Origin of the sequence: Acetobacter estunensis (assembly GCF_011516945.1) — a bacterium.
Taxonomy (GTDB): domain Bacteria; phylum Pseudomonadota; class Alphaproteobacteria; order Acetobacterales; family Acetobacteraceae; genus Acetobacter; species Acetobacter estunensis.
Window position 1 is genome coordinate 1 of the sequence record NZ_WOTH01000048.1, and the last position, 17,276, is coordinate 17,276.

The following is a 17,276-nucleotide window of genomic DNA, read 5'->3' on the forward strand; positions in this document are numbered from 1 at the left end:
AGAATCTGCCTCCAGAGGCAAAATGCCGTTGTCATTCCAGATCAGACGCACAGGACACAGCTCTCAGAACAGAGAATAACACTCTTCAGACAAAATGTGAGAAATCCGCGTTGAGGAAATTCCGGAAATGGCCGCAACGGCTGCCAAGACCGTGCCTGTCATGATGCCGTATATTACGGCGTTCTTCATGCCACGTCAGGCAGGGGACCGTCCGGATGTCGTGCCGAAAGAAGCCGTCAATTTCGCCTTTATCGGCCAGTTCGCTGAATCAAAGCAGCCTGACTGTATTTTCACGATTGAATACTCCACCCGTACCGCCATGGAAGCTGTCTATGAGCTTCTTGGTGTCGAACGCGGTGTGCCGGAAGTCTTCAATTCCACCTATGATATCCGGTCACTGCTGCATACCCTTAACCGGGTACGGGATGGACAGGGTATTGCTCTTCCCGGTCCTGAAATCCTGCGCAAACTGCTGATGAACAAGCTAGACGAGACAGTGATCGGAGAGTTGCTTGAAAACGCGCACCTGATTGCGAAATGATACAAGCCGCGTTCGGCTGATCCACGGTCTGGTGGTTCCGGCGAAACAGTTCAGTTTATGCCGGAGCCGCCAATTGCTGCGTCCGCTTCAGGAAATGAAACAGCCTCATATTTACGTCTGTCATGGGGCGAGACCAGTCTTCACATCTTCATCAGAAAATATCCCCGTGCCCCCGGCTCGCTGGACCCATCCGGGTCCAGCTCCATCACATCGCGCACCAGTTTCCGTCGCAGCCTGAACAGCACCACGCGTCCTTCCGCAAGTAGTTCCTCATCCAGATCCGCCAGCCACCGCAGCGCTGCTCCGGCCTCACGTAGCAACGGCGGGTCCGCGCGATCCGGCAGTAGCCCATCTTCCAGAAGTCGGCCTGTCAGGCTCGGGTCCGTCACGCCGTAATAGAGCCATGTGTCCACGGTTGCGGGCGTGGCGGTCTGGCGGAACTGGTGCAGTGAGACAGGGGAGAGCGGAAAGCCGACCGGACGGCTGAGCGTGCGTGGCGGCGGTGCGCTGAACAGGTCCGGCTCAGCGGGCGACGCGGCTTCAGCCGTAACGGGCTTCTGCACCCGTGGGCGCGCAGGCGTGGGCGGTTGTTCCGGAAAGGGGAGCGGCAGTTGCTCCTGCTTGAGCCGACAGCGGCCCATCAGGCGCGGGCGTGTGCCGCACCGGCGCAGCGGGCGCACACGCCTTCAATCTCGATGGTGGAATGCGTCATGCGGAACCCGGCCTTGCGTGAGGCCGCGACAATGGCCGCGAGAATCCCGGCGTCCTCCAGTTCCGTCACCTGCGAACATTCGCGGCAGATCAGGAACTGACCGGAATGGAGACATTCCTCGCCTTCCTCATGCGCGTGCAGGCCGTGATCGTGTTCCAGCGTGTGCAGGCACGGCACGAAGGCGGACAGGCGCTCGATCTTGTGGATCAGCCCAAGTTCCAGAAGGAAATCGAGCGCACGGTAGACCGTTGGCGGAGCCGCGCCTTCATGGAGGGTGCGAAGCTGTTCCAGCAGATCATACGCTCCCATGGGTCGCGCCGATTCCAGCATCAGCCCGAGCACCTGTCGGCGCAGGCTGGTCAGCTTCATGTTCTCGCGGGAACAGAAGTCCGTGGCGCGGTCCAGCAGGTGTTCCGTGCGCGGCGGAAAGCGGTGGGTGTCGGTGGCGGCTGTCATACGGGCAGCATCGTAGGCCAAGGCGGGCGGCGTGCCCATACCTGCCTGTTGCATCGCGCCCATTTGACGATACAATATAACATATCATCGAAAAGAGTGACGCCATGTTCCTTTCGCGCCGGACCGTTCTTGCCTTTCTCGGGGCGCTTGCCCTGCCAGTTGCCGCGCAGGCCGCTTCGCAGCCGCTTCCCGTTGTGGCGGCGGAGAGCGTGTGGGGCGATATTGCCGCCAGCGTGGGCGGCCCGCATGTGAGTGTGACCAGCATCATCCACACGCCTGACATCGACCCGCATATGTTCGAGGCTTCGCCGTCTGTGGCGCGGGCCATTGCGGGCGCGGGCATGGTGGTGGTCAACGGCGCGGGCTACGATTCGTGGATGGACCGTCTGGTGGCAGCCAGCGGCCACACGCCGCCAGTTGTCTCGGCGGCGCAGGCGGCGGGCTGGAAAGACGGGGACAACCCGCATCTGTGGTTCGATCCGGCGGTGGTGCGGGCGACTGCGGAGCGGATGGCGGATGTGCTGCGTCAGGCGCAGCCGCAGGACGCGATGGAGATCAAGGCCTACCTCGCCACGTTCGAGCAGGAGCTTGGAAAGATCGACGCTCGCATTGCGGCGCTGAAGGTGAAGGTCGGCGGGCTGCATGTGGGTGCAACCGAACCGCTTCCGGGCCGTCTGACGGACGCGCTGGGTATGGTCTCGGACGAGAAGGCGTTTCAGCTTGCGGTCATGAACGAGGCTGAGCCGGCGCCCGAGGATGTGGCGCGGTTCGAGCGGGATTTGAAGGACAAACACCTGAACCTGCTGATCTATAATGAGCAGACCACGACGCCGACGGCCACGCGCCTTGTCGAGATCGCGCGCAAGGCCGGCGTGCCGGTCATGGGGCTGTCCGAGACGCTGCCGGAAGGGCTGCACTGGTTTGGCTGGATGAACCGCACGCTCGACCAGATCGAAGCCCTGCTTGTTCCGGCTGCGAAGGCGCGGTGACAGACACACCCGCCATTGCCTGTGAAGGCGTGACGCTGGAGCGGGACGGTCGGACGGTGCTTGCGGATGTCAGCCTGACCATCCCGCAGGGGTGTTTCGTGGGCCTGTTCGGAGCCAATGGCTCCGGCAAGACCACGTTCCTGCGCGCGTTGCTTGGCCTGCTGCCGCCCACGCAGGGGCGCATCACCGTGATGGGACAGCCGCCCGCGCAGGCGGCGTGTCATGTCGGCTATATGCCGCAGGTCCGCACGCCTGCTGGCGCCAGCCTGACGGGCTATGACCTGCTCGGCTCCGATATCAGGGGGGATCGTTGGGGACTCCCGTGGCTGAGGGCGTCCGATCGCGCCGCCATCAAGGAGGCGCTGGAGGCTGTGGACGCCACGGTCTTTGCGGCCCGCAGACTGGGGGAGCTTTCGGGCGGGGAGCGGCAGAGGTTGCTGATCGCGCAGGCGTTGATCGGCAATCCGCGTCTGTTGCTTCTCGATGAACCTCTGGCCAGTCTCGATCCCGTGCGGATGCGCGATGTGGCCGAGCGTATAGGGACGATTGCCCGCGCACGAGGCATGACGGTGATCTGTTCCGCGCATGACCTCAACGCCCTTACCGGCGTCATGGACTCCGTGCTTTATGTCGCACGCGGTCACGCCCGCCTCGGCCCGGTGGACGAGGTGGTGACGAGCGCGAGCCTGAGCGCGCTCTACGGTGCGCCGGTGGAGGTATGCCGCTCCCCTTCGGGGCGGATTCTGGTCGCGGCGGACGGTCTGTAGGATGCTGGAATACGAGTTCATGCGGACCGCGTTTGCGGCGTCCGTTTTCGTGGCGCTGCTGGCGGGTCCTGTGGGCTGGTTTCTGGTGTTGCGCGGGCAGGCTTTTGCGGGACATGCGCTGTCTCACATCGCGTTCGCGGGAGCGGCGGGCGCTGTGCTGGCCGGGTTCTCGCCGCTGCTGGGCCTGTTCGGTGCGTCCGTGATTGCGGGCGGCGCGATGGGCGCGATCGAGGGGCGGGCGAGTGCTCAGCGGGATGTGGCGATCGGGCTGGTGCTCTCGCTGGCGCTGGGGTTCGGGGTGCTGTTCCTGCACCTGATGACCCGCTCGGCCTCGTTGGCCAACGCCCTGTTGTTCGGCAACGTGCTGGGGGTGAGTCCCTCCATGCTCGTCTCGCTGGGCGTCTTTGCTGTGGGCGGTGTGGCGCTGCTGGCGGTGATGTCGCGCCCGCTTCTGTTTGCGTCGCTTCAGCCGGAACTGGCGGAGGCGCGGGGCGTGAAGCTGCGGCTGTTGTCCATGCTGTTCCTGATGCTTGTGGGGGCCGCCACGGCGGAATGCGCGCAGATCACGGGTGTGCTGCTGGTCTTTGCCCTGATGGTGGGGCCGGGTGCCGTGGCGCACCGTCTGGGGCTTTCGCCGCTTGCCGGGCTTGTGGGATCGGCCGTGTTCGCCTTGGTCGAGGCTTGGGGTGGGCTGGTGCTCTCATGGTGGACGGACGCGCCGGTTTCGTTCTGGATCGCGCTTCTCGGGGCGGTGGCCTATGTTCTGTCCGGTGTGCGGATCGGGCGTGGGTTCCCTGCGTCCGCGTGCCTTGCGGCAGGGCGGGAAAGCTGGGACAAGCCGGAGAGGCAACAGGCCAGCACAAGAGGGACGGACAACGATGCGCGGAATGCTGTGGCGTGTGGGTGGAGTGGCTCTGCTGGCGGGTATGATGGCAACGCCGGTTCTGGCGCAGAGTCTTCCCGGCGGCGGGGAGGATGACAAGAAATCCGCCCCGGACATGCAGGCGCTTTCAAAGCATTTCAACGCCATGCGGGTGCGCAAGGACTACAGCTACATCCAGCGTCCTGTGGGCGACAAGGTGGTGGAGCAGCCCGATATCGACCGTCTGATGTTCTGGACGAAGGACGGTCGTCCGGATGGATATGCCCAGCGGCGCGGTGACAGCGTGATCTATTATGACGCAGGCGGTCGGGCCGTGCGCGTGCAGCATCTGGCTCCGGGGCAGGCGGACTGACAGCCGCCCTTCGCGGCTTATCCGAACAGAAAGCTGCGCAGCGCACCCTCGCGGGCGGCGTCCAGTCTCAACTCATGCTCACCGATGGCGGCGACGGCCTGCACGGACAGCGCGGTCGTGAGCCACGCGGCTTCCATTTCATCCAGACGGGCCAGCGGGATCGTCCGCTCACCGCACAGACCTGCTTCCAAAAGACGTGCGCGGGAGATGCCGGGAAGCGCGCCGTCTTCCACCAATGGCGTCACCAGTTCGCCATCCAGCAGCAGCACGATGGTGGCGGCGCTGGCTTCCGCGATCACATCGCCGATGCCGGGCAACAGCGCGTCATCGAACCCGGCCGCCACGGCTTCCATGCGTGCGAGGACGGCGGGCAGATAATCCAGCGATTTCACGCTTGAGAGGGGCGCTCCACCGTCGCGGGTGAAGCGGCTGATGCCCAGTCGCAGCGGAGCGGTTACGTCGCCACTATGGGGCGCGCAGGTCAACAGCACGGTTGGAGCGGGAGGATTGGGAGGCAGCAGGCCGCGTGGACCGCAGCCGCGTGTGACGGTCAGGCGCATGGAACCGGCAGTTATGTGGCATGCCGTCTGTAGCGCGTGGATCGCCTTCCGGATGGTCTCGCGGGATGGGGGAGGAAGCTGGAGTACGCCGCAACTGCTCTCCAGTCGGGCCAGATGGCGCTCCAGTTGCGGCACTTCGCCCCCCACCAGCCGCATGGTCTCGAACAGGCCATCTCCCAGCAGAAACCCTCGGTCGGTCGGATCGATGCGGGCCTGATCGGCGGGAAAGAGGCGTCCGTTGAGCCAGACCATGTCCGTCATTGTGCAAAAACCTTCAGAAGGGGGGCGGCCTTGAGCAGCATCTCGTCATATTCCCGTGCAGGGTCGGAAGGCCATGTGATGCCGCCCCCCGCGCCGATGGCCAATCTGTCGCCGGTGCGTTCCATGCTGCGGATTACCACGGAACTGTCCATCTCACCCTCCCGCCCGATGCGGAACAGGGTGCCGCAATAGGCACCCCGGGCAGATGTTTCCACCGCATCGATGATTTCCATGGCCCGATGTTTGGGCGCGCCGGTTACCGATCCGGGCGGAAGAGTGGCGCGCAGCAGGTCTTCGGCTGTCAGGCCGGGACGCAACCGGCCCTGCACGCAGGACACGAGGTGGTGGAGGTGTGCAAAGCGTTCCACCTTGCAGAGCTGTGGCACGGAAATGGAGCCGATCTCGCACACGCGGCCGATGTCGTTGCGCATCAGGTCCGTAATCATCAGATTTTCGGCGTTCTCTTTGGTGTCCGCTGTCAATGCCGCCGCCAGATGCCGTGTTTCCGTGTCATCTGCGCCGAAAGGGGCAGTGCCCTTGATGGGCCGTGTCTCCACAATTCCGTCCGTAGAGAGGGAAAGAAAGCGTTCCACGGAAGCGCTGAGCAGCGAGACCTCCGGTGTGCGGAACCACGCGCCAAAAGGCGCGGGGGACGCCGCGCGGAGAGCCTCATAGGCCGCGTGTTCATCGAAGGAACTTGGTGCGTGTGCATGCCAGCGCATGGTCAGGTTGGCTTGAAAAATATCTCCCGCACCGATCAGGTCGATCACCTTCTGCACGCGGACGAGCCAATCTGCCCGGTCCATGTCGGGTGTGAATGTCAAAGGTGAAAAGGTGGCGGGCGACGGCAGCGAAGTCGCAGCGGGCAGATCGCCGATGGCGAAGCAGCGCTGCTCCTGTCGGTCGAAGGCCAGCAGATCGGTGCAGGAAAAAGCGATGAGGTCGGGCGTCGTGCTGTGATGGCGGGAGACCACGTTTTCCAGCGCCAGTCCCGCCCCGTAGGAGGCCAGTCCGATCAGTCCACCCCGAAAGGGAGGTGGTCCTTTCGGGGGCAGAGGAAGGGCCAGACGCATGTCGCGCAGATGCTCCCATACCGAGCCGCCGACGGGCATGTCGTTGCGCCAGAGCTGTTTTCCCCGCCACACCAAGGTCTCACGGGGGCGTGGGCAGAGAAAGGACCATCGGGCGCGGGGCGCATCGGGCGCGCCCCCACTGTCAAGAAAAGCCATCCAGGGCGCTGCGGCATACGCACGCAACGCAGCCTGCGGCGGGAGCCACGCATGGGGCCGCAGGAGAGGAATATGGGTCATGGAAAGGCGTGCATACACCGCGTGGACCGCCTCGTGTATGGGTGGAACGCACGCGATGAAATAAAAATGTCACGGCCTCGGAGGGGGCGCGTGGTTGCCGCCGGGTTTGCCCTTAAGTAATGGTCCCTTCGCGTCAGCAAGCGGAGCGCCTTTCATGGAGACAACATCGCAGACGGTGTCCCCGGCGGCGAGGGTAATCGGCGACGAGCATGGGCCCGAAGCCGGCGATGGCCGTCGGTTCGATACGGATGTCGTGTTCCGGTGGCTGGTGACGGCAGCGGGAATCGGCGTTCTTCTGCTTCTCGGCGCGATCATTCTGGTCATGGTCGTGGGGGGAATGAAGGCGATGACGGCGTTTGGGCCGGCCTTCCTTTTCACGTCCGTCTGGAATCCGGTCACCCAGCATTTCGGGGCGTTGGCTCCGGTGTTCGGCACGATCGTCACCAGTCTGATCGGACTGATTCTGGCGGTGCCTCTGGCTTTTGGCGCGTCGTTCTGGCTCACACAGATGGCACCCGCGCGCGTCTCGGCCGGTGTGGGCATGGCGGTACAGCTTCTGGCGGCGGTGCCTTCCATTATTTTCGGCATGTGGGGCTTTTTCGTGATCGTACCCCTGATGGCGCATTACGTGCAGCCGACGGCGCGGCACTGGTTCGGCCATGTGCCGGGACTCGGCGCGCTGGTGCAGGGGGCGCCGTTCGGCACCGGCCTGCTGACGGGCGGACTGATCCTCGCCGTGATGGTGATGCCCTTCATTACGGCGGTGATGTGCGATGTGTTCGCCTCCATCCCGCCCGTGCTCAAGGAGAGCGGCTTCGGCCTTGGCGCCACGCGCTGGGAAGTGATGCGCAATGTCATCCTGCCGTGGTCGCGCTCGGCCGTGGTGGGCAGTGTCGTGTTGGGCATGGGCCGCGCGATGGGTGAGACGATGGCCGTGACGTTCGTCATCGGCAATTCCAACCGCATCGGCTGGTCGCTGTTTGCGCCCGGCAACACGATTGCCTCGCTGATCGCCCTTGAGTTTCCCGAGAGTCCGGCAGGCAGCCTGAAGCTGTCCTCCCTGATGGCTCTTGGCGCGATCCTGATGGTGCTCTCGTTTCTGGCGCTCGCGGCTTCCCGCATACTGCTGGGTATGTCGAAGAAGGGAGATGGCCGATGAGCGAGGGAAACGGTTCCATTCGCGATGACGGCTGGAAGGTCAACAGCACGCTGGCCATGCGGCGGCGGCTCATGGATCGGCTGGCCACGGTTCTCAGTCTTCTGGCCACGTCCGTCGCGTTGATCGCGCTGGGTTCCATCCTGTTTACGCTGGTCGTGCGCGGCGTGGGCGGTCTCTCACTCATCACATTCACACATTCCACGGCGTCTCCCGGGCAGGAAGGCGGTCTGGCCAACGCCATCGTGGGCAGTCTGATCCAGACGGCCATGGCCATCCTGATCGGTGCGCCGGTGGGCATGATGTGCGGCATCTATCTTTCGGATTATGGACGCGGCTGGCTGGCCAGCACCACGCGCTTCGTCTCTGACATGCTGCTGTCCGCACCCTCCATTCTCATCGGCCTGTTCATCTATCAGCTCGTGGTGGTGCCCAGCGGGCAGTTTTCCGGGCTCGCAGGGTCGCTGGCTTTGGCCATCCTCGCGTTGCCGATCGTGGTGCGCACGACGGAGGACATGCTCCGGCTGGTGCCGATTTCCCTGCGTGAAGCGGGGATTGGCCTTGGCGCTTCGAAATGGCGGGTGATCGTGTTCATCTGTTTGCGGGCCGCGAAAACAGGCGTTCTGACCGGTATTCTGCTCGCGGTGGCCCGCGTAGCGGGCGAGACGGCGCCGCTGCTGTTCACATCGCTGGGTAATCTGGACTGGTCCGTCAGCCTCACGCGGCCGATGGCCAGCCTGCCGGTGACGATTTACCAGTACGCCGGCTCGGCTTTCGAGGACTGGGTGCAACTGGCCTGGACGGGTGCGCTTCTGGTGACGCTGGGCGTGCTGTTCATCAATATTCTGGTGCGGATCGGTTTCGGCCGCAAGGGAGCGTAAGGCGCATGATCGGGCAGGCAAGTCAGGAGACGAAAGTGGCGGAAAAGCCCGCGATTGCCGTGCGCAATCTCGATTTCTACTACGGCGACAACAAGGCGCTGCGCAATATCACGATGGATTTCCAGCGCCGCAAGGTGACGGGCATGATCGGTCCGTCGGGCTGTGGCAAGTCCACGCTGCTGCGGGTTCTCAACCGGATGTATGATCTTTATCCCGGTCAGCGGGCCACGGGCGAAGTGCTTTTTGCCGGTCGCAACGTGATCGGCTCAGGGGTGGATATCAACCGTCTGCGCGCGCGCGTTGGTATGGTGTTCCAGAAGCCCACACCTTTTCCGATGTCGATCTATGACAACATCGCGTTCGGCGTGAAACTGCACGAAAAGCTCTCGCGTTCGGAGATGGACGCGCGCGTGGAGGATGTGCTGCGGCGCGTGGCGCTGTGGGGGGAAGTGAAGGATCGCCTGAAGGCGTCCGCCACGGCGCTCTCGGGTGGCCAGCAGCAGCGTCTGTGCATTGCCCGCACCATCGCTACGCGCCCCGAAGTGGTTCTTCTCGATGAGCCGACGAGTGCTCTCGATCCCGTTTCTACGGCGCGCATCGAGGAACTTCTGGACGAACTCAAGAAAGAGTTCACGATTGCCATTGTAACGCACAATATGCAGCAGGCGGCACGCTGCGCGGATCAGGTGGCGTTCTTCTATCTGGGCGAACTGGTGGAAATGGACAGCACCGACCGGATGTTCACCGCGCCGAAGGAAACGCGGACGCAGGATTACATCACCGGCCGGTTCGGCTGAGGGGAGTGGGGCGATGACCGAGGCGACGCATACCGTAAAGAGCTACGAGCAGGAACTCGAACATCTGCGCAGCCTCATGAGGCAGATGGGCGGACTGGTCGAGCGCCAGACGGCTCAGGCCGTCAAGGCCATTGTGGATGGCGACGACGAAGCCGCCATCGAGCCGCCCGAGCTTGACCCGGAAGTGGATGAGCTGGAGCGCGAGGCGGAAGCTCTGGCGATCCGTATTCTTGCGCTGCGTTCGCCCATGGCGGTCGATCTGCGCACGATCGTTGCGGCGCTGAAGATCACGGGCGATCTGGAGCGCATCGGGGATTACGCTTCTTCCATCGCCCGTCGGGCCATGAAGCTGGATATGGAAGGCGGTCCGTCGCTCGTGGGTCTGCGCAGCATGGGGCGTCTGGTGCAGGACAATCTGCGTCGCGCCATCGATGCGCTGGCGAACGAGGATCGCGACGCTTCGGTGGCCGTGTGGCAGGCGGATGCGGCTGTGGACGAACTCTACACGGCGATGTTCCGTGAACTGATGACGTACATGATGGAGGATCCCCGCAACATCGGCACCTGCATCCACCTGATGTTTGTTGCGAAGAATCTGGAGCGGATCGGCGATCACACCACCAATATCGCCGAGCGTGTCTATTATGCCGTGACGGGCGAGATGTTGCCATCCGTCCGTCCGCGTGGGGGACGTGGAAACATGGCCTCCCTCCAGTCCTGAGAGAGCCTATGTCGGGAAGTCTGGTCGGAAGCGGACTGCGTGTGCTGGTGGTGGAGGACGATCCTTCGCTGCAGGTCATGCTGCGCTACAATCTTGAGAAAATGGGCTTTCAGGTCGAAGTCGCCGCCGATGGCGTGGCGGCGATCGATTTGCTCGGGTCCTATCGTCCTGCGTTGGTTCTGCTGGACTGGATGTTGCCGGGCAATCTGAGCGGCCTTGATATATGTCGTCGCCTGCGGGCCATGCCGGGCGGGGGAGACATTCCTGTCATCATGATGACAGCGCGCTCGGAAGAGGCGGATTCCATTCGTGGACTGGAGACGGGCGCGGACGATTATCTGGTCAAGCCGGTCAGCATGGCGTCGCTTGAGGCGCGTATTCGTGCGCTGTTGCGTCGTGCGGGCGGTTCGACCGTCGAGGATGTGCTGCGGTTCGAAGACATCTCACTCGATCTGGTGAAGCATCGTGTGACGCGGGGCGACCGCACGCTTCAGCTTGGCCCTACCGAGTTTCGGTTGCTGGAGTTTTTCCTCCGCCGTCCGGGGCGTGTGTTCTCGCGCGAGGAAATCCTGCGGTCCATCTGGGGTGAGAACATTCATGTGGAAGTTCGCACGGTGGACGTTCACATCCGCAGGCTCCGCAAGGAGATCAATGGTGCCGGTGACAAGGATTTCATCCGCACTGTCCGGTCCGCGGGCTATGCGCTGGACAACGAAGACGCGTGACATGGCTGCGCTGTCCTTCCTTGCAGAGGTGGACGTGTCGGTAAAAGAGCGGAGCGAAAGCCTCCACACGCGATGAGCACAATGCTTCTCACGGCCTGTGTGGCCACCGGGTGGCTGACAGGCGGTCTGTTCGGCTGGTCGTTGGGATGCCGCCGTGTGACGGCCCGAAGGGCGCGTATCCGCCGCGAAGAGCGGCGCGCGCCTGTGGTGTCGATGGAAGTGCTGCTGGATCTGCTACCGGACGCTGCCGTGTTGCTGGATGGGCATGGCGCGCTGCGTTTTGCCAATATCGAGGCGAAGGCGACCTTTGGCGAGGCTCTGGGCACGATTGTCCGCTCGCCCGGCATGTTCGCCGCCTTGAGAAAACTGGATGGGGTAACGTTGCAGGCCAGCGGTTCGCTGGTGATCGAGGTGCCGGTCCGGCGCGTCGTGCGCGTGGCGGTCCGGCTGCTTCCCGATGCTCTGACGACGGGGCCTGCACGTGTTCTGGCCATCTTGAGCGATCATTCCGAGATGGACGCGGTGGAGCGGATGCGGGCCGATTTCGTGGCCTATGCCAGCCATGAACTTCGCACGCCGCTGGCGGCTCTGAGCGGGTTCATTGAAACCCTGCGCGGTCCGGCGGCGAATGATCCGCAGGCGCAGCAGCAGTTTCTGGGAATCATGGCCGATCAGGCCGCACGCATGCAGAGACTGATCGAGCAGCTTCTGGAACTCTCACGGGTGGAGATGCTTGAGCATCGCAAACCACGCGGACGGATCGAAGCGGCGTCCGTGATCGAGCGCGTGCGTGAAGAGACGGTGGCTGCCTGCACGGCGAAGGGTGTCGTTCTGGATACGGCGTACGAGCCGCTCAGTGTGGCGGGAGATGAGGAGCAGATCATCCGCGTTCTGGTCAATCTTGTCGAGAACGCCCTGAAATATGCGAAGGTGGAGGAGCGTCCGCTTCGTATTCGTGTCCGGATCGAAGCGCAGACGCAGCATGGGCGTGCGGGGGTGGTCTTTGTGGTGGAGGACGATGGCGCGGGAATCGATGCCGCTCACCTGCCGCGTCTCACGGAACGGTTCTACAGGGTGGAAGGACGTGGGCGCACCAGTGGCGCAGGGTACGGGCTGGGGCTGGCCATCGTGCGACATATCGTGGACCGTCATGGTGGTAGTTTCGAGATCGACAGCGTCGTGGGGAAGGGGACGTGCTGTCAGGTCTGGCTGCCGGTTGCCTGAGTCGGCGTCTGTCATGAAGACATCATTTTCCCACACAGGACATGTGCGTTAGGACAGGCGGGCGATGTGGGCCGCGTGTGCGGTTCCGCATGCCTTTGTGTTGTCGGAGAACCAGAATGCTGACCGGAAACCGCTTTCTCGCCGCCCTGCTGCTGACGGCCGCGCCGCTGGTGGCGCATGGTGCTCATGCCGCCGAGATCACGGGCGCGGGGTCGAGCTTTGCCGCGCCGATCTATCAGGCCTGGGGGGACGAGGCGAAGAAAGCCGTTGGAATTTCCCTGAACTACCAGAGTGTCGGGTCGAGCGCTGGCCAGAACCTCGTGTCGGCTCGTACGGTGGACTTCGGCGCCTCTGACGCTCCGGTGGCCCCTGCCAAGCTGGCCTCGTCGTCGCTTTATCAGTTCCCGACAGTGGTGGGTGGCATTGTGCCCATCGTCAATATTCCGGGTGTCGCGTCCAACGCGCTGAAGCTGGATGGCGAGACGCTGGCGGGTATTTATCTCGGCACGATTTCAACGTGGAACGATCCGAAGATCGTCGCCCTCAACCCGGGCGTGACGTTGCCGGATCTGGCGATTGCTCCGGTCCACCGTGCGGACGGATCGGGCACGAGCTTCGTGTTCACGTCCTATCTCTCCAAGGTCTCTTCCGCATGGAAAGATCAGGTGGGAGCCGCGACCTCCGTTCAGTGGCCGGGTGGCGCGGGCGCACGCGGCAATGACGGTGTGGGTGCTTCCGTGCGCGCCACCGAAGGCGGCATCGGTTACGTCGAGTATGCCTATGCCCGTCGCAATTCCATCCCGACCGTGCAGTTGCAGGACAAGGACGGTGAATTCGTGAAGCCGGAAACCGCGAGCTTCGCCGCGGCGGCGGCTGGAGCCGACTGGGAGCACGCACCGAACTTCGCGGTGGACCTGCTGGCGCCTGCTGGCAAGAATGCATGGCCGATCATGTCTGCGACATTCGTCCTCGTGCCGACCAATGCGAAGGACCCGGCGCGTGGGGCTGCGGTGTGCACGTTCTTTGCCAACGCTTTCCGCACTGGCGATGCCACGGCTCAGAAACTGGACTACGTGCCGCTGCCCGAAACGGTCAAGCAGCAGGCTGTTTCCGGGTGCCCCACGAAGGGTTCCAACTGATACAGGAATGGACGAAGGAAGAGGGGTGTTTGTCCCTCTCCCCCTAGGGCCATTACGAAAGACCCCGCCCGGTTCTGCCGGGCGGGGTCTTTGCTGTTTGGGGTAATGTTCCCGATCGTCAATCAGGAAGCGGGTATCAGATCCAGCTGATGATCCGTCCTTCGCTTGAGCGGCTTACATCGTTGCGACAGCCGTCAGGCAACGCTGCGAGAGCCAGGACAAAATCATCGTAAGTGAGACGTCCTGCGTTCTGGCGCAGGAATTCGAAAAATTCGTGCCGGTTTTTTACATTATGAGGGGAGGCCAGAAGAAGAGGAGTTTCGACGGACTTCTCGATCAAGGAACACTCTTCCCATTCCGCCGCAGTGTCGCGATTGGCGTCCACGACATTACCGGCTTCCGGTGGTGGAAAGGCGATGTATTTTCCGCCATCTTCCCGGCGCAGGTGCCAGCGGTTCTTGGTGCTTGATGGCACGAGAAGATAGTCCAGCGAGCAGCGGAATCGACCATCATGGCGGAGACGGAATGGCGTGGGCGAAATGTGCCCATATTGCTCCACGAACAGATGGATATGCTGCGAATCTTCAGCGTAAACAGCACCTGTCAGTGTTTGGGTTGCATCCGTATCGGCATCGGAAGATTGCGTCACATGACCTTCGGGATGATCCAGAACCAACGGGATCTGTGCGTGCGTCTGGATGCGGTAGAGGCGCGCGGCGTTGCTGGTCGTGGGTGTGGCAAATCCGTGATGCGTCAGTCGCTGCAGATAGTGATTGGCGCAGGCTATGTGAATGGTCGTCATAATTGTGCCGGCGCGCTCAATGAATTCCTTGCGCTCGGGGGCATATATGTCGTTACGGTTGAAGTAATTCCAGTAATCGGTTGAGTCGGAGAGGTCGGAATTGATGCGCCGCCGGATGCGATCGACATAGTTTTCCATGGACCGCAGGATGTAGTGATTGATGCAGGCTCCTTCCCAGAGAGTATCGTGGATGGAGCCGCGCCATTCGAGCGGCCGACCCAAGGCGTCCGCATAGCGTTCGTTTTTCAGAAACAGACGATGAGGCGTCTCGTATTCGTAAGTGTAGTCTTCAGGACGGATAAAAGCCTTGCCCAGTTCGCAATCCCCCATGTCAGGAGTGCAGTGAAAAGTATAGGCTTCATAGGCGGGGCGGCGGCTCTTGAGGACACGGGTGCCGGAGCCATAGATGCGCCAACTCAAACCGACGCCATTGTAATCCGCGAATTTTGAAAAGAAGGCGCCGAGATTTTCATCGCGTTCGAGAGAGACATATTCGTCGCCATCGAGGCATCCGATCCAGTCATAATGACCGGTGGCCTTGCGGCATGCGTCCTTGTAGCAATCGGCCTGCCGCCAGTAGAAATCGGGGGTCTTCTCGGGATGGGTACGGGCCAGTTCGATATCGTAGAGAGACGCTGCGGCCTGCAGAATTTCCCAGGTTCCGTCCGTGGAATGATCGTCGTAGATGAAGAGGCGATCCGCGCCCAGTGCCAGATGCCAGGCGATCCAGCCCGCGATGTCCTGAGCTTCGTTTTTTACGAACAGGGCAATTGCTATCTTCACGTTGCGTTCCTGTGAACCATGTCAGTATCCAACTCACTGACGACAAAGGTGTATATGGGACGTCGCGTAGGAGACAGCGGCGCAACGCCTGTGAGGACTTTCCCTATAGCGTGCCTTTCGCGCGCTGTGAAACAACGGGTAAAAGCCGCATAGTGGGATAAGGGACGCATCCGTTCACGCAAACCGGGAGATCGGGTTATGACACGTCGGGCTGGAAGCGCCGATCTGCCTCTGCATGGCGGTCGTGTGCCAATGTGGCTGGCCCAGCGGATGAGCACGCTCGGCGCCGTCATCACGCAGGCCATCGTGCATCATTATGGACGCGAGGAGTTTCTCCGGCGTCTGGCGCATCCGTTCTGGTTCCAGTCCTTTGGCGCCGTGATGGGGATGGACTGGCATTCCTCGGGCATTACCACTAGCGTCATGGGGGCGCTCAAGCGTGGTCTGGAGCCGCTGTCGGAAGAGCTGGGCCTGCACGTTTGCGGCGGTCGTGGACGTCACTCGCGGCGTACGCCCGATGAACTGCTGGCGGTGGCGGAACAGACCGGGCTGGATGGCGCAGCACTGGGGCAGGCCAGCCGCTTGGTGGCCAAGGTGGACAGCGCGGCGGTGCAGGATGGCTTCGATCTTTATCTGCACAGTTTCGTTGTCGCGGACGATGGCGCTTGGGTGGTCATTCAGCAGGGCATGAACGGCGAAAGCCGGTATGCCCGACGGTATCACTGGCAGTCGGAAGGGCTGGGTAGTTTTGTCTCGGACCCGCACAGCGCGATCGACGGCAAGCCGCAGGGCAATATCGTCAATCTGGCGGACCGACGGGCTGAAGGGGCGCGCAGCGCGCAACTCGAACTGTTGCACGATCTGGGGCCGGGCCGGATTGCCCGGGAAGTGGCGCGACTGCGCGGGGGCGATCAGTCGCAGCAGGGGATGCTGCCGCATCTGGTCATGCCCGAGCATCATGACGTGCGTTCGGGCGATGTGATGATCCGTAGGCTCCATGGCGCACTGGCAGCTGCGGCGGATCGCGGACCGGCAGATTTTCAGGATCTGCTTCTGGTGCCCGGTGTGGGTGGGCGCACTGTGGAAGCGCTCGCCATGGTGGCGGAAGTCGTGCACGGCACGCCCTGCCGGTTTGCTGATCCTGCCCGTTTCGCAATGGCGCATGGAGGCAAGGACCGGGAACCATTTCCCGTGCCGACAGCGGTGTATGACCAGACGATCGCCATGCTCAAGGGCGCGGTCGAGCAGGCGAAGCTGGGCAATGAGGACCGTTTGGAGGCCATCCGGAGGCTGGACGTGCAGGCCCGCACGCTGGAGCGGTGGGTATCGGGTCCATCGCTGGAGCAGCATGTCGAATCTGAGCGGAGAGCCTCACACTCCTATGGTGGTCGCAGTGTGTTCGGTTGGGAGCCCCCTGCAAGGAAAACGGTCGTGAAGAAGTCGGTACCGGCTCGGACCGTTGAAGGTCGTCGCAAGCGTCCGCCGCGTTTTGCTCTGACCCCCTGAAGCGCCAACAGATCCGATCCAGCGAAAATGACGAATAAGGACTGGCGGTCGTCTGAAATAATATGACTGTGCCGATGTGCCAGTTTGTTATCGGCTCTTAACATTCTTTTACCTACTTGTGTCTTAAGTGAGGAAGAGGATGGTATCGACGCGGAAGAACTGGCGTTCTGTTCCGCATTCGGGATCGAGGGCGAGGGCTGGATGAAACTGATCGCGATTGTGGATGATCAGGCATCGAAGCGAACGGCCTTCGAACAGTTGGCCCGTAGCGTTTCCTCTGCTGTTGAGGTTGAAACCTTTGCGCGGCCCACGGATGCGCTCACGCGATTTGACAACGAACATTATCCCGATCTGCTCATTACCGATTTCAAGATGCCGGAGATGGACGGCGCCACCTTCATAGGAAAGGTGCGGGAGTGTGGGTGGGGGCATGATGTGCCCATTATCGTGGTTACCGCTCACGATGAGCGGAAATGCCGCCTGAAAGCTTTGGAGAGCGGCGCGACGGATTTTCTTCTCAGTCCCGTCGATCGCACCGAATTTGTCACACGGGTGCGCAATCTGTTGCAACTCGGTTCGTTCCGTCGTCAGGCGCGTCAACGTCGCGGATTTCTCACATTTTGTCTGAAGAGTGTTATTCTCTGTTCTGAGAGCTGTGTCCTGTGCGTCTGATCTGGAATGACAACGGCATTTTGCCTCTGGAGGCAGATT

At 62.4% G+C, this 17,276-nt stretch carries 18 protein-coding genes and 1 pseudogene; 14 read left to right on the forward strand and 5 right to left on the reverse strand.

The annotated features are described in order from the left end of the window. Nucleotides 1-127: 127 nt before the first annotated feature. Nucleotides 128-541 (forward strand): oleate hydratase, encoded by a 414-nt coding sequence (locus GOB87_RS14465; RefSeq protein ID WP_242006474.1) that lies wholly within the window; start codon nt 128-130, stop codon nt 539-541. 140 nt (nt 542-681) lie between these two features. Here GOB87_RS14465 and GOB87_RS14470 read toward each other — a convergent pair whose 3' ends face one another. Together GOB87_RS14470 and GOB87_RS14475 are read right to left on the reverse strand one after the other, a co-directional pair. Then, nucleotides 682-1,182 carry a hypothetical protein gene (locus GOB87_RS14470; protein WP_166318322.1) on the reverse strand — a complete coding sequence of 167 codons (501 nt, stop codon included), beginning with the start codon at nt 1,180-1,182 and terminating at the stop codon, nt 682-684. After that, complete coding sequence (locus tag GOB87_RS14475) at nt 1,182-1,763, reverse strand: Fur family transcriptional regulator (protein WP_242006476.1); 582 nt, start codon at nt 1,761-1,763, stop codon at nt 1,182-1,184. Before GOB87_RS14475 ends, GOB87_RS14470 begins: the two co-directional genes overlap by 1 nt. 50 nt (nt 1,764-1,813) lie before the next feature. Between GOB87_RS14475 and GOB87_RS14480 the strand changes: the two genes are divergently transcribed. The 4 genes and pseudogenes from GOB87_RS14480 (at nt 1,814) to GOB87_RS14495 (ending at nt 4,700) form a co-directional block, all read left to right on the forward strand. Continuing rightward, the gene (locus GOB87_RS14480; RefSeq protein WP_166318325.1) at nt 1,814-2,698 is read left to right on the forward strand and encodes a metal ABC transporter solute-binding protein, Zn/Mn family; all 885 of its coding nucleotides are present in this window, start codon (nt 1,814-1,816) and stop codon (nt 2,696-2,698) included. Then, nucleotides 2,695-3,465 (forward strand): metal ABC transporter ATP-binding protein, encoded by a 771-nt coding sequence (locus GOB87_RS14485; RefSeq protein ID WP_264805454.1) that lies wholly within the window; start codon nt 2,695-2,697, stop codon nt 3,463-3,465. Before GOB87_RS14480 ends, GOB87_RS14485 begins: the two co-directional genes overlap by 4 nt. A 1-nt stretch (nt 3,466) precedes the next feature. Beyond that, nucleotides 3,467-4,240 (forward strand): annotated as a pseudogene (locus GOB87_RS14490) (metal ABC transporter permease); the annotation flags it as partial. Between the two features lie 223 nt (nt 4,241-4,463). Beyond that, nucleotides 4,464-4,700 (forward strand): hypothetical protein, encoded by a 237-nt coding sequence (locus tag GOB87_RS14495; RefSeq protein WP_408737161.1) that lies wholly within the window; start codon nt 4,464-4,466, stop codon nt 4,698-4,700. Between the two features lie 17 nt (nt 4,701-4,717). Here the strand turns inward: GOB87_RS14495 and GOB87_RS14500 are convergent, their stop codons facing one another. Next, the gene (locus GOB87_RS14500; protein ID WP_166318334.1) at nt 4,718-5,521 is read right to left on the reverse strand and encodes an aminotransferase class IV; all 804 of its coding nucleotides are present in this window, start codon (nt 5,519-5,521) and stop codon (nt 4,718-4,720) included. After that, nucleotides 5,518-6,831, reverse strand: coding sequence for an anthranilate synthase component I family protein (locus GOB87_RS14505; protein ID WP_166318337.1), 1,314 nt, complete (start codon nt 6,829-6,831; stop codon nt 5,518-5,520). Before GOB87_RS14505 ends, GOB87_RS14500 begins: the two co-directional genes overlap by 4 nt. A 154-nt stretch (nt 6,832-6,985) precedes the next feature. Between GOB87_RS14505 and pstC the strand changes: the two genes are divergently transcribed. The 7 genes from pstC to pstS all read left to right on the forward strand — a co-directional run bounded on the left by pstC (nt 6,986) and on the right by pstS (nt 13,474). Continuing rightward, entirely contained in the window at nt 6,986-7,990 is a 1,005-nt protein-coding gene (pstC, locus tag GOB87_RS14510; protein WP_166318340.1) for a phosphate ABC transporter permease subunit PstC, read from the forward strand. Beyond that, complete coding sequence (pstA, locus tag GOB87_RS14515) at nt 7,987-8,868, forward strand: phosphate ABC transporter permease PstA (protein ID WP_166318343.1); 882 nt, start codon at nt 7,987-7,989, stop codon at nt 8,866-8,868. The genes pstC and pstA overlap by 4 nt, the downstream gene beginning before the upstream one ends. Nucleotides 8,869-8,873: 5 nt before the next feature. Then, a complete protein-coding gene (gene pstB / locus GOB87_RS14520) occupies nt 8,874-9,665 on the forward strand; it encodes a phosphate ABC transporter ATP-binding protein PstB (RefSeq protein ID WP_166318346.1) in 792 nt (263 codons plus the stop codon). A gap of 13 nt (nt 9,666-9,678) precedes the next feature. Further along, on the forward strand, nt 9,679-10,386 hold the full coding sequence (phoU, locus tag GOB87_RS14525) for a phosphate signaling complex protein PhoU (RefSeq protein WP_166318349.1): 708 nt from the start codon (nt 9,679-9,681) through the stop codon (nt 10,384-10,386). 8 nt (nt 10,387-10,394) lie between these two features. After that, complete coding sequence (gene phoB, locus GOB87_RS14530; protein ID WP_166318352.1) at nt 10,395-11,111, forward strand: phosphate regulon transcriptional regulator PhoB; 717 nt, start codon at nt 10,395-10,397, stop codon at nt 11,109-11,111. A gap of 72 nt (nt 11,112-11,183) precedes the next feature. Beyond that, nucleotides 11,184-12,335, forward strand: coding sequence for a sensor histidine kinase (locus tag GOB87_RS14535; protein ID WP_166318355.1), 1,152 nt, complete (start codon nt 11,184-11,186; stop codon nt 12,333-12,335). 116 nt (nt 12,336-12,451) lie between these two features. Then, a complete protein-coding gene (gene pstS, locus GOB87_RS14540; protein ID WP_166318358.1) occupies nt 12,452-13,474 on the forward strand; it encodes a phosphate ABC transporter substrate-binding protein PstS in 1,023 nt (340 codons plus the stop codon). 136 nt (nt 13,475-13,610) lie between these two features. Here pstS and GOB87_RS14545 read toward each other — a convergent pair whose 3' ends face one another. Beyond that, nucleotides 13,611-15,059 (reverse strand): glycosyltransferase family 2 protein, encoded by a 1,449-nt coding sequence (locus GOB87_RS14545; RefSeq protein WP_166318361.1) that lies wholly within the window; start codon nt 15,057-15,059, stop codon nt 13,611-13,613. Between the two features lie 198 nt (nt 15,060-15,257). Between GOB87_RS14545 and GOB87_RS14550 the strand changes: the two genes are divergently transcribed. Both GOB87_RS14550 and GOB87_RS14555 read left to right on the forward strand, forming a co-directional pair. After that, complete coding sequence (locus GOB87_RS14550) at nt 15,258-16,565, forward strand: DUF763 domain-containing protein (RefSeq protein WP_166318364.1); 1,308 nt, start codon at nt 15,258-15,260, stop codon at nt 16,563-16,565. Nucleotides 16,566-16,766: 201 nt separating this feature from the next. After that, entirely contained in the window at nt 16,767-17,237 is a 471-nt protein-coding gene (locus GOB87_RS14555; RefSeq protein WP_166318367.1) for a response regulator, read from the forward strand. Nucleotides 17,238-17,276 lie beyond the last annotated feature (39 nt).

Bases quoted from the DNA above. Each gene is read 5' to 3' on its own strand.
- phoU (WP_166318349.1), top strand. From the start codon at position 9,679: ATGACCGAGGCGACGCATACCGTAAAGAGCTACGAGCAGGAACTCGAA.
- GOB87_RS14555 (WP_166318367.1), top strand. From the start codon at position 16,767: ATGAAACTGATCGCGATTGTGGATGATCAGGCATCGAAGCGAACGGCC.
- GOB87_RS14550 (WP_166318364.1), top strand. From the start codon at position 15,258: ATGACACGTCGGGCTGGAAGCGCCGATCTGCCTCTGCATGGCGGTCGT.
- pstS (WP_166318358.1), top strand. From the start codon at position 12,452: ATGCTGACCGGAAACCGCTTTCTCGCCGCCCTGCTGCTGACGGCCGCG.
- GOB87_RS14500 (WP_166318334.1), bottom strand. From the start codon at position 5,521: ATGACGGACATGGTCTGGCTCAACGGACGCCTCTTTCCCGCCGATCAG.
- GOB87_RS14470 (WP_166318322.1), bottom strand. From the start codon at position 1,182: ATGGGCCGCTGTCGGCTCAAGCAGGAGCAACTGCCGCTCCCCTTTCCG.
- pstB (WP_166318346.1), top strand. From the start codon at position 8,874: ATGATCGGGCAGGCAAGTCAGGAGACGAAAGTGGCGGAAAAGCCCGCG.
- GOB87_RS14475 (WP_242006476.1), bottom strand. From the start codon at position 1,763: ATGCAACAGGCAGGTATGGGCACGCCGCCCGCCTTGGCCTACGATGCT.
- GOB87_RS14505 (WP_166318337.1), bottom strand. From the start codon at position 6,831: ATGACCCATATTCCTCTCCTGCGGCCCCATGCGTGGCTCCCGCCGCAG.
- phoB (WP_166318352.1), top strand. From the start codon at position 10,395: ATGTCGGGAAGTCTGGTCGGAAGCGGACTGCGTGTGCTGGTGGTGGAG.
- GOB87_RS14535 (WP_166318355.1), top strand. From the start codon at position 11,184: ATGAGCACAATGCTTCTCACGGCCTGTGTGGCCACCGGGTGGCTGACA.
- pstC (WP_166318340.1), top strand. From the start codon at position 6,986: ATGGAGACAACATCGCAGACGGTGTCCCCGGCGGCGAGGGTAATCGGC.
- GOB87_RS14480 (WP_166318325.1), top strand. From the start codon at position 1,814: ATGTTCCTTTCGCGCCGGACCGTTCTTGCCTTTCTCGGGGCGCTTGCC.
- GOB87_RS14495 (WP_408737161.1), top strand. From the start codon at position 4,464: ATGCAGGCGCTTTCAAAGCATTTCAACGCCATGCGGGTGCGCAAGGAC.
- GOB87_RS14465 (WP_242006474.1), top strand. From the start codon at position 128: ATGGCCGCAACGGCTGCCAAGACCGTGCCTGTCATGATGCCGTATATT.
- pstA (WP_166318343.1), top strand. From the start codon at position 7,987: ATGAGCGAGGGAAACGGTTCCATTCGCGATGACGGCTGGAAGGTCAAC.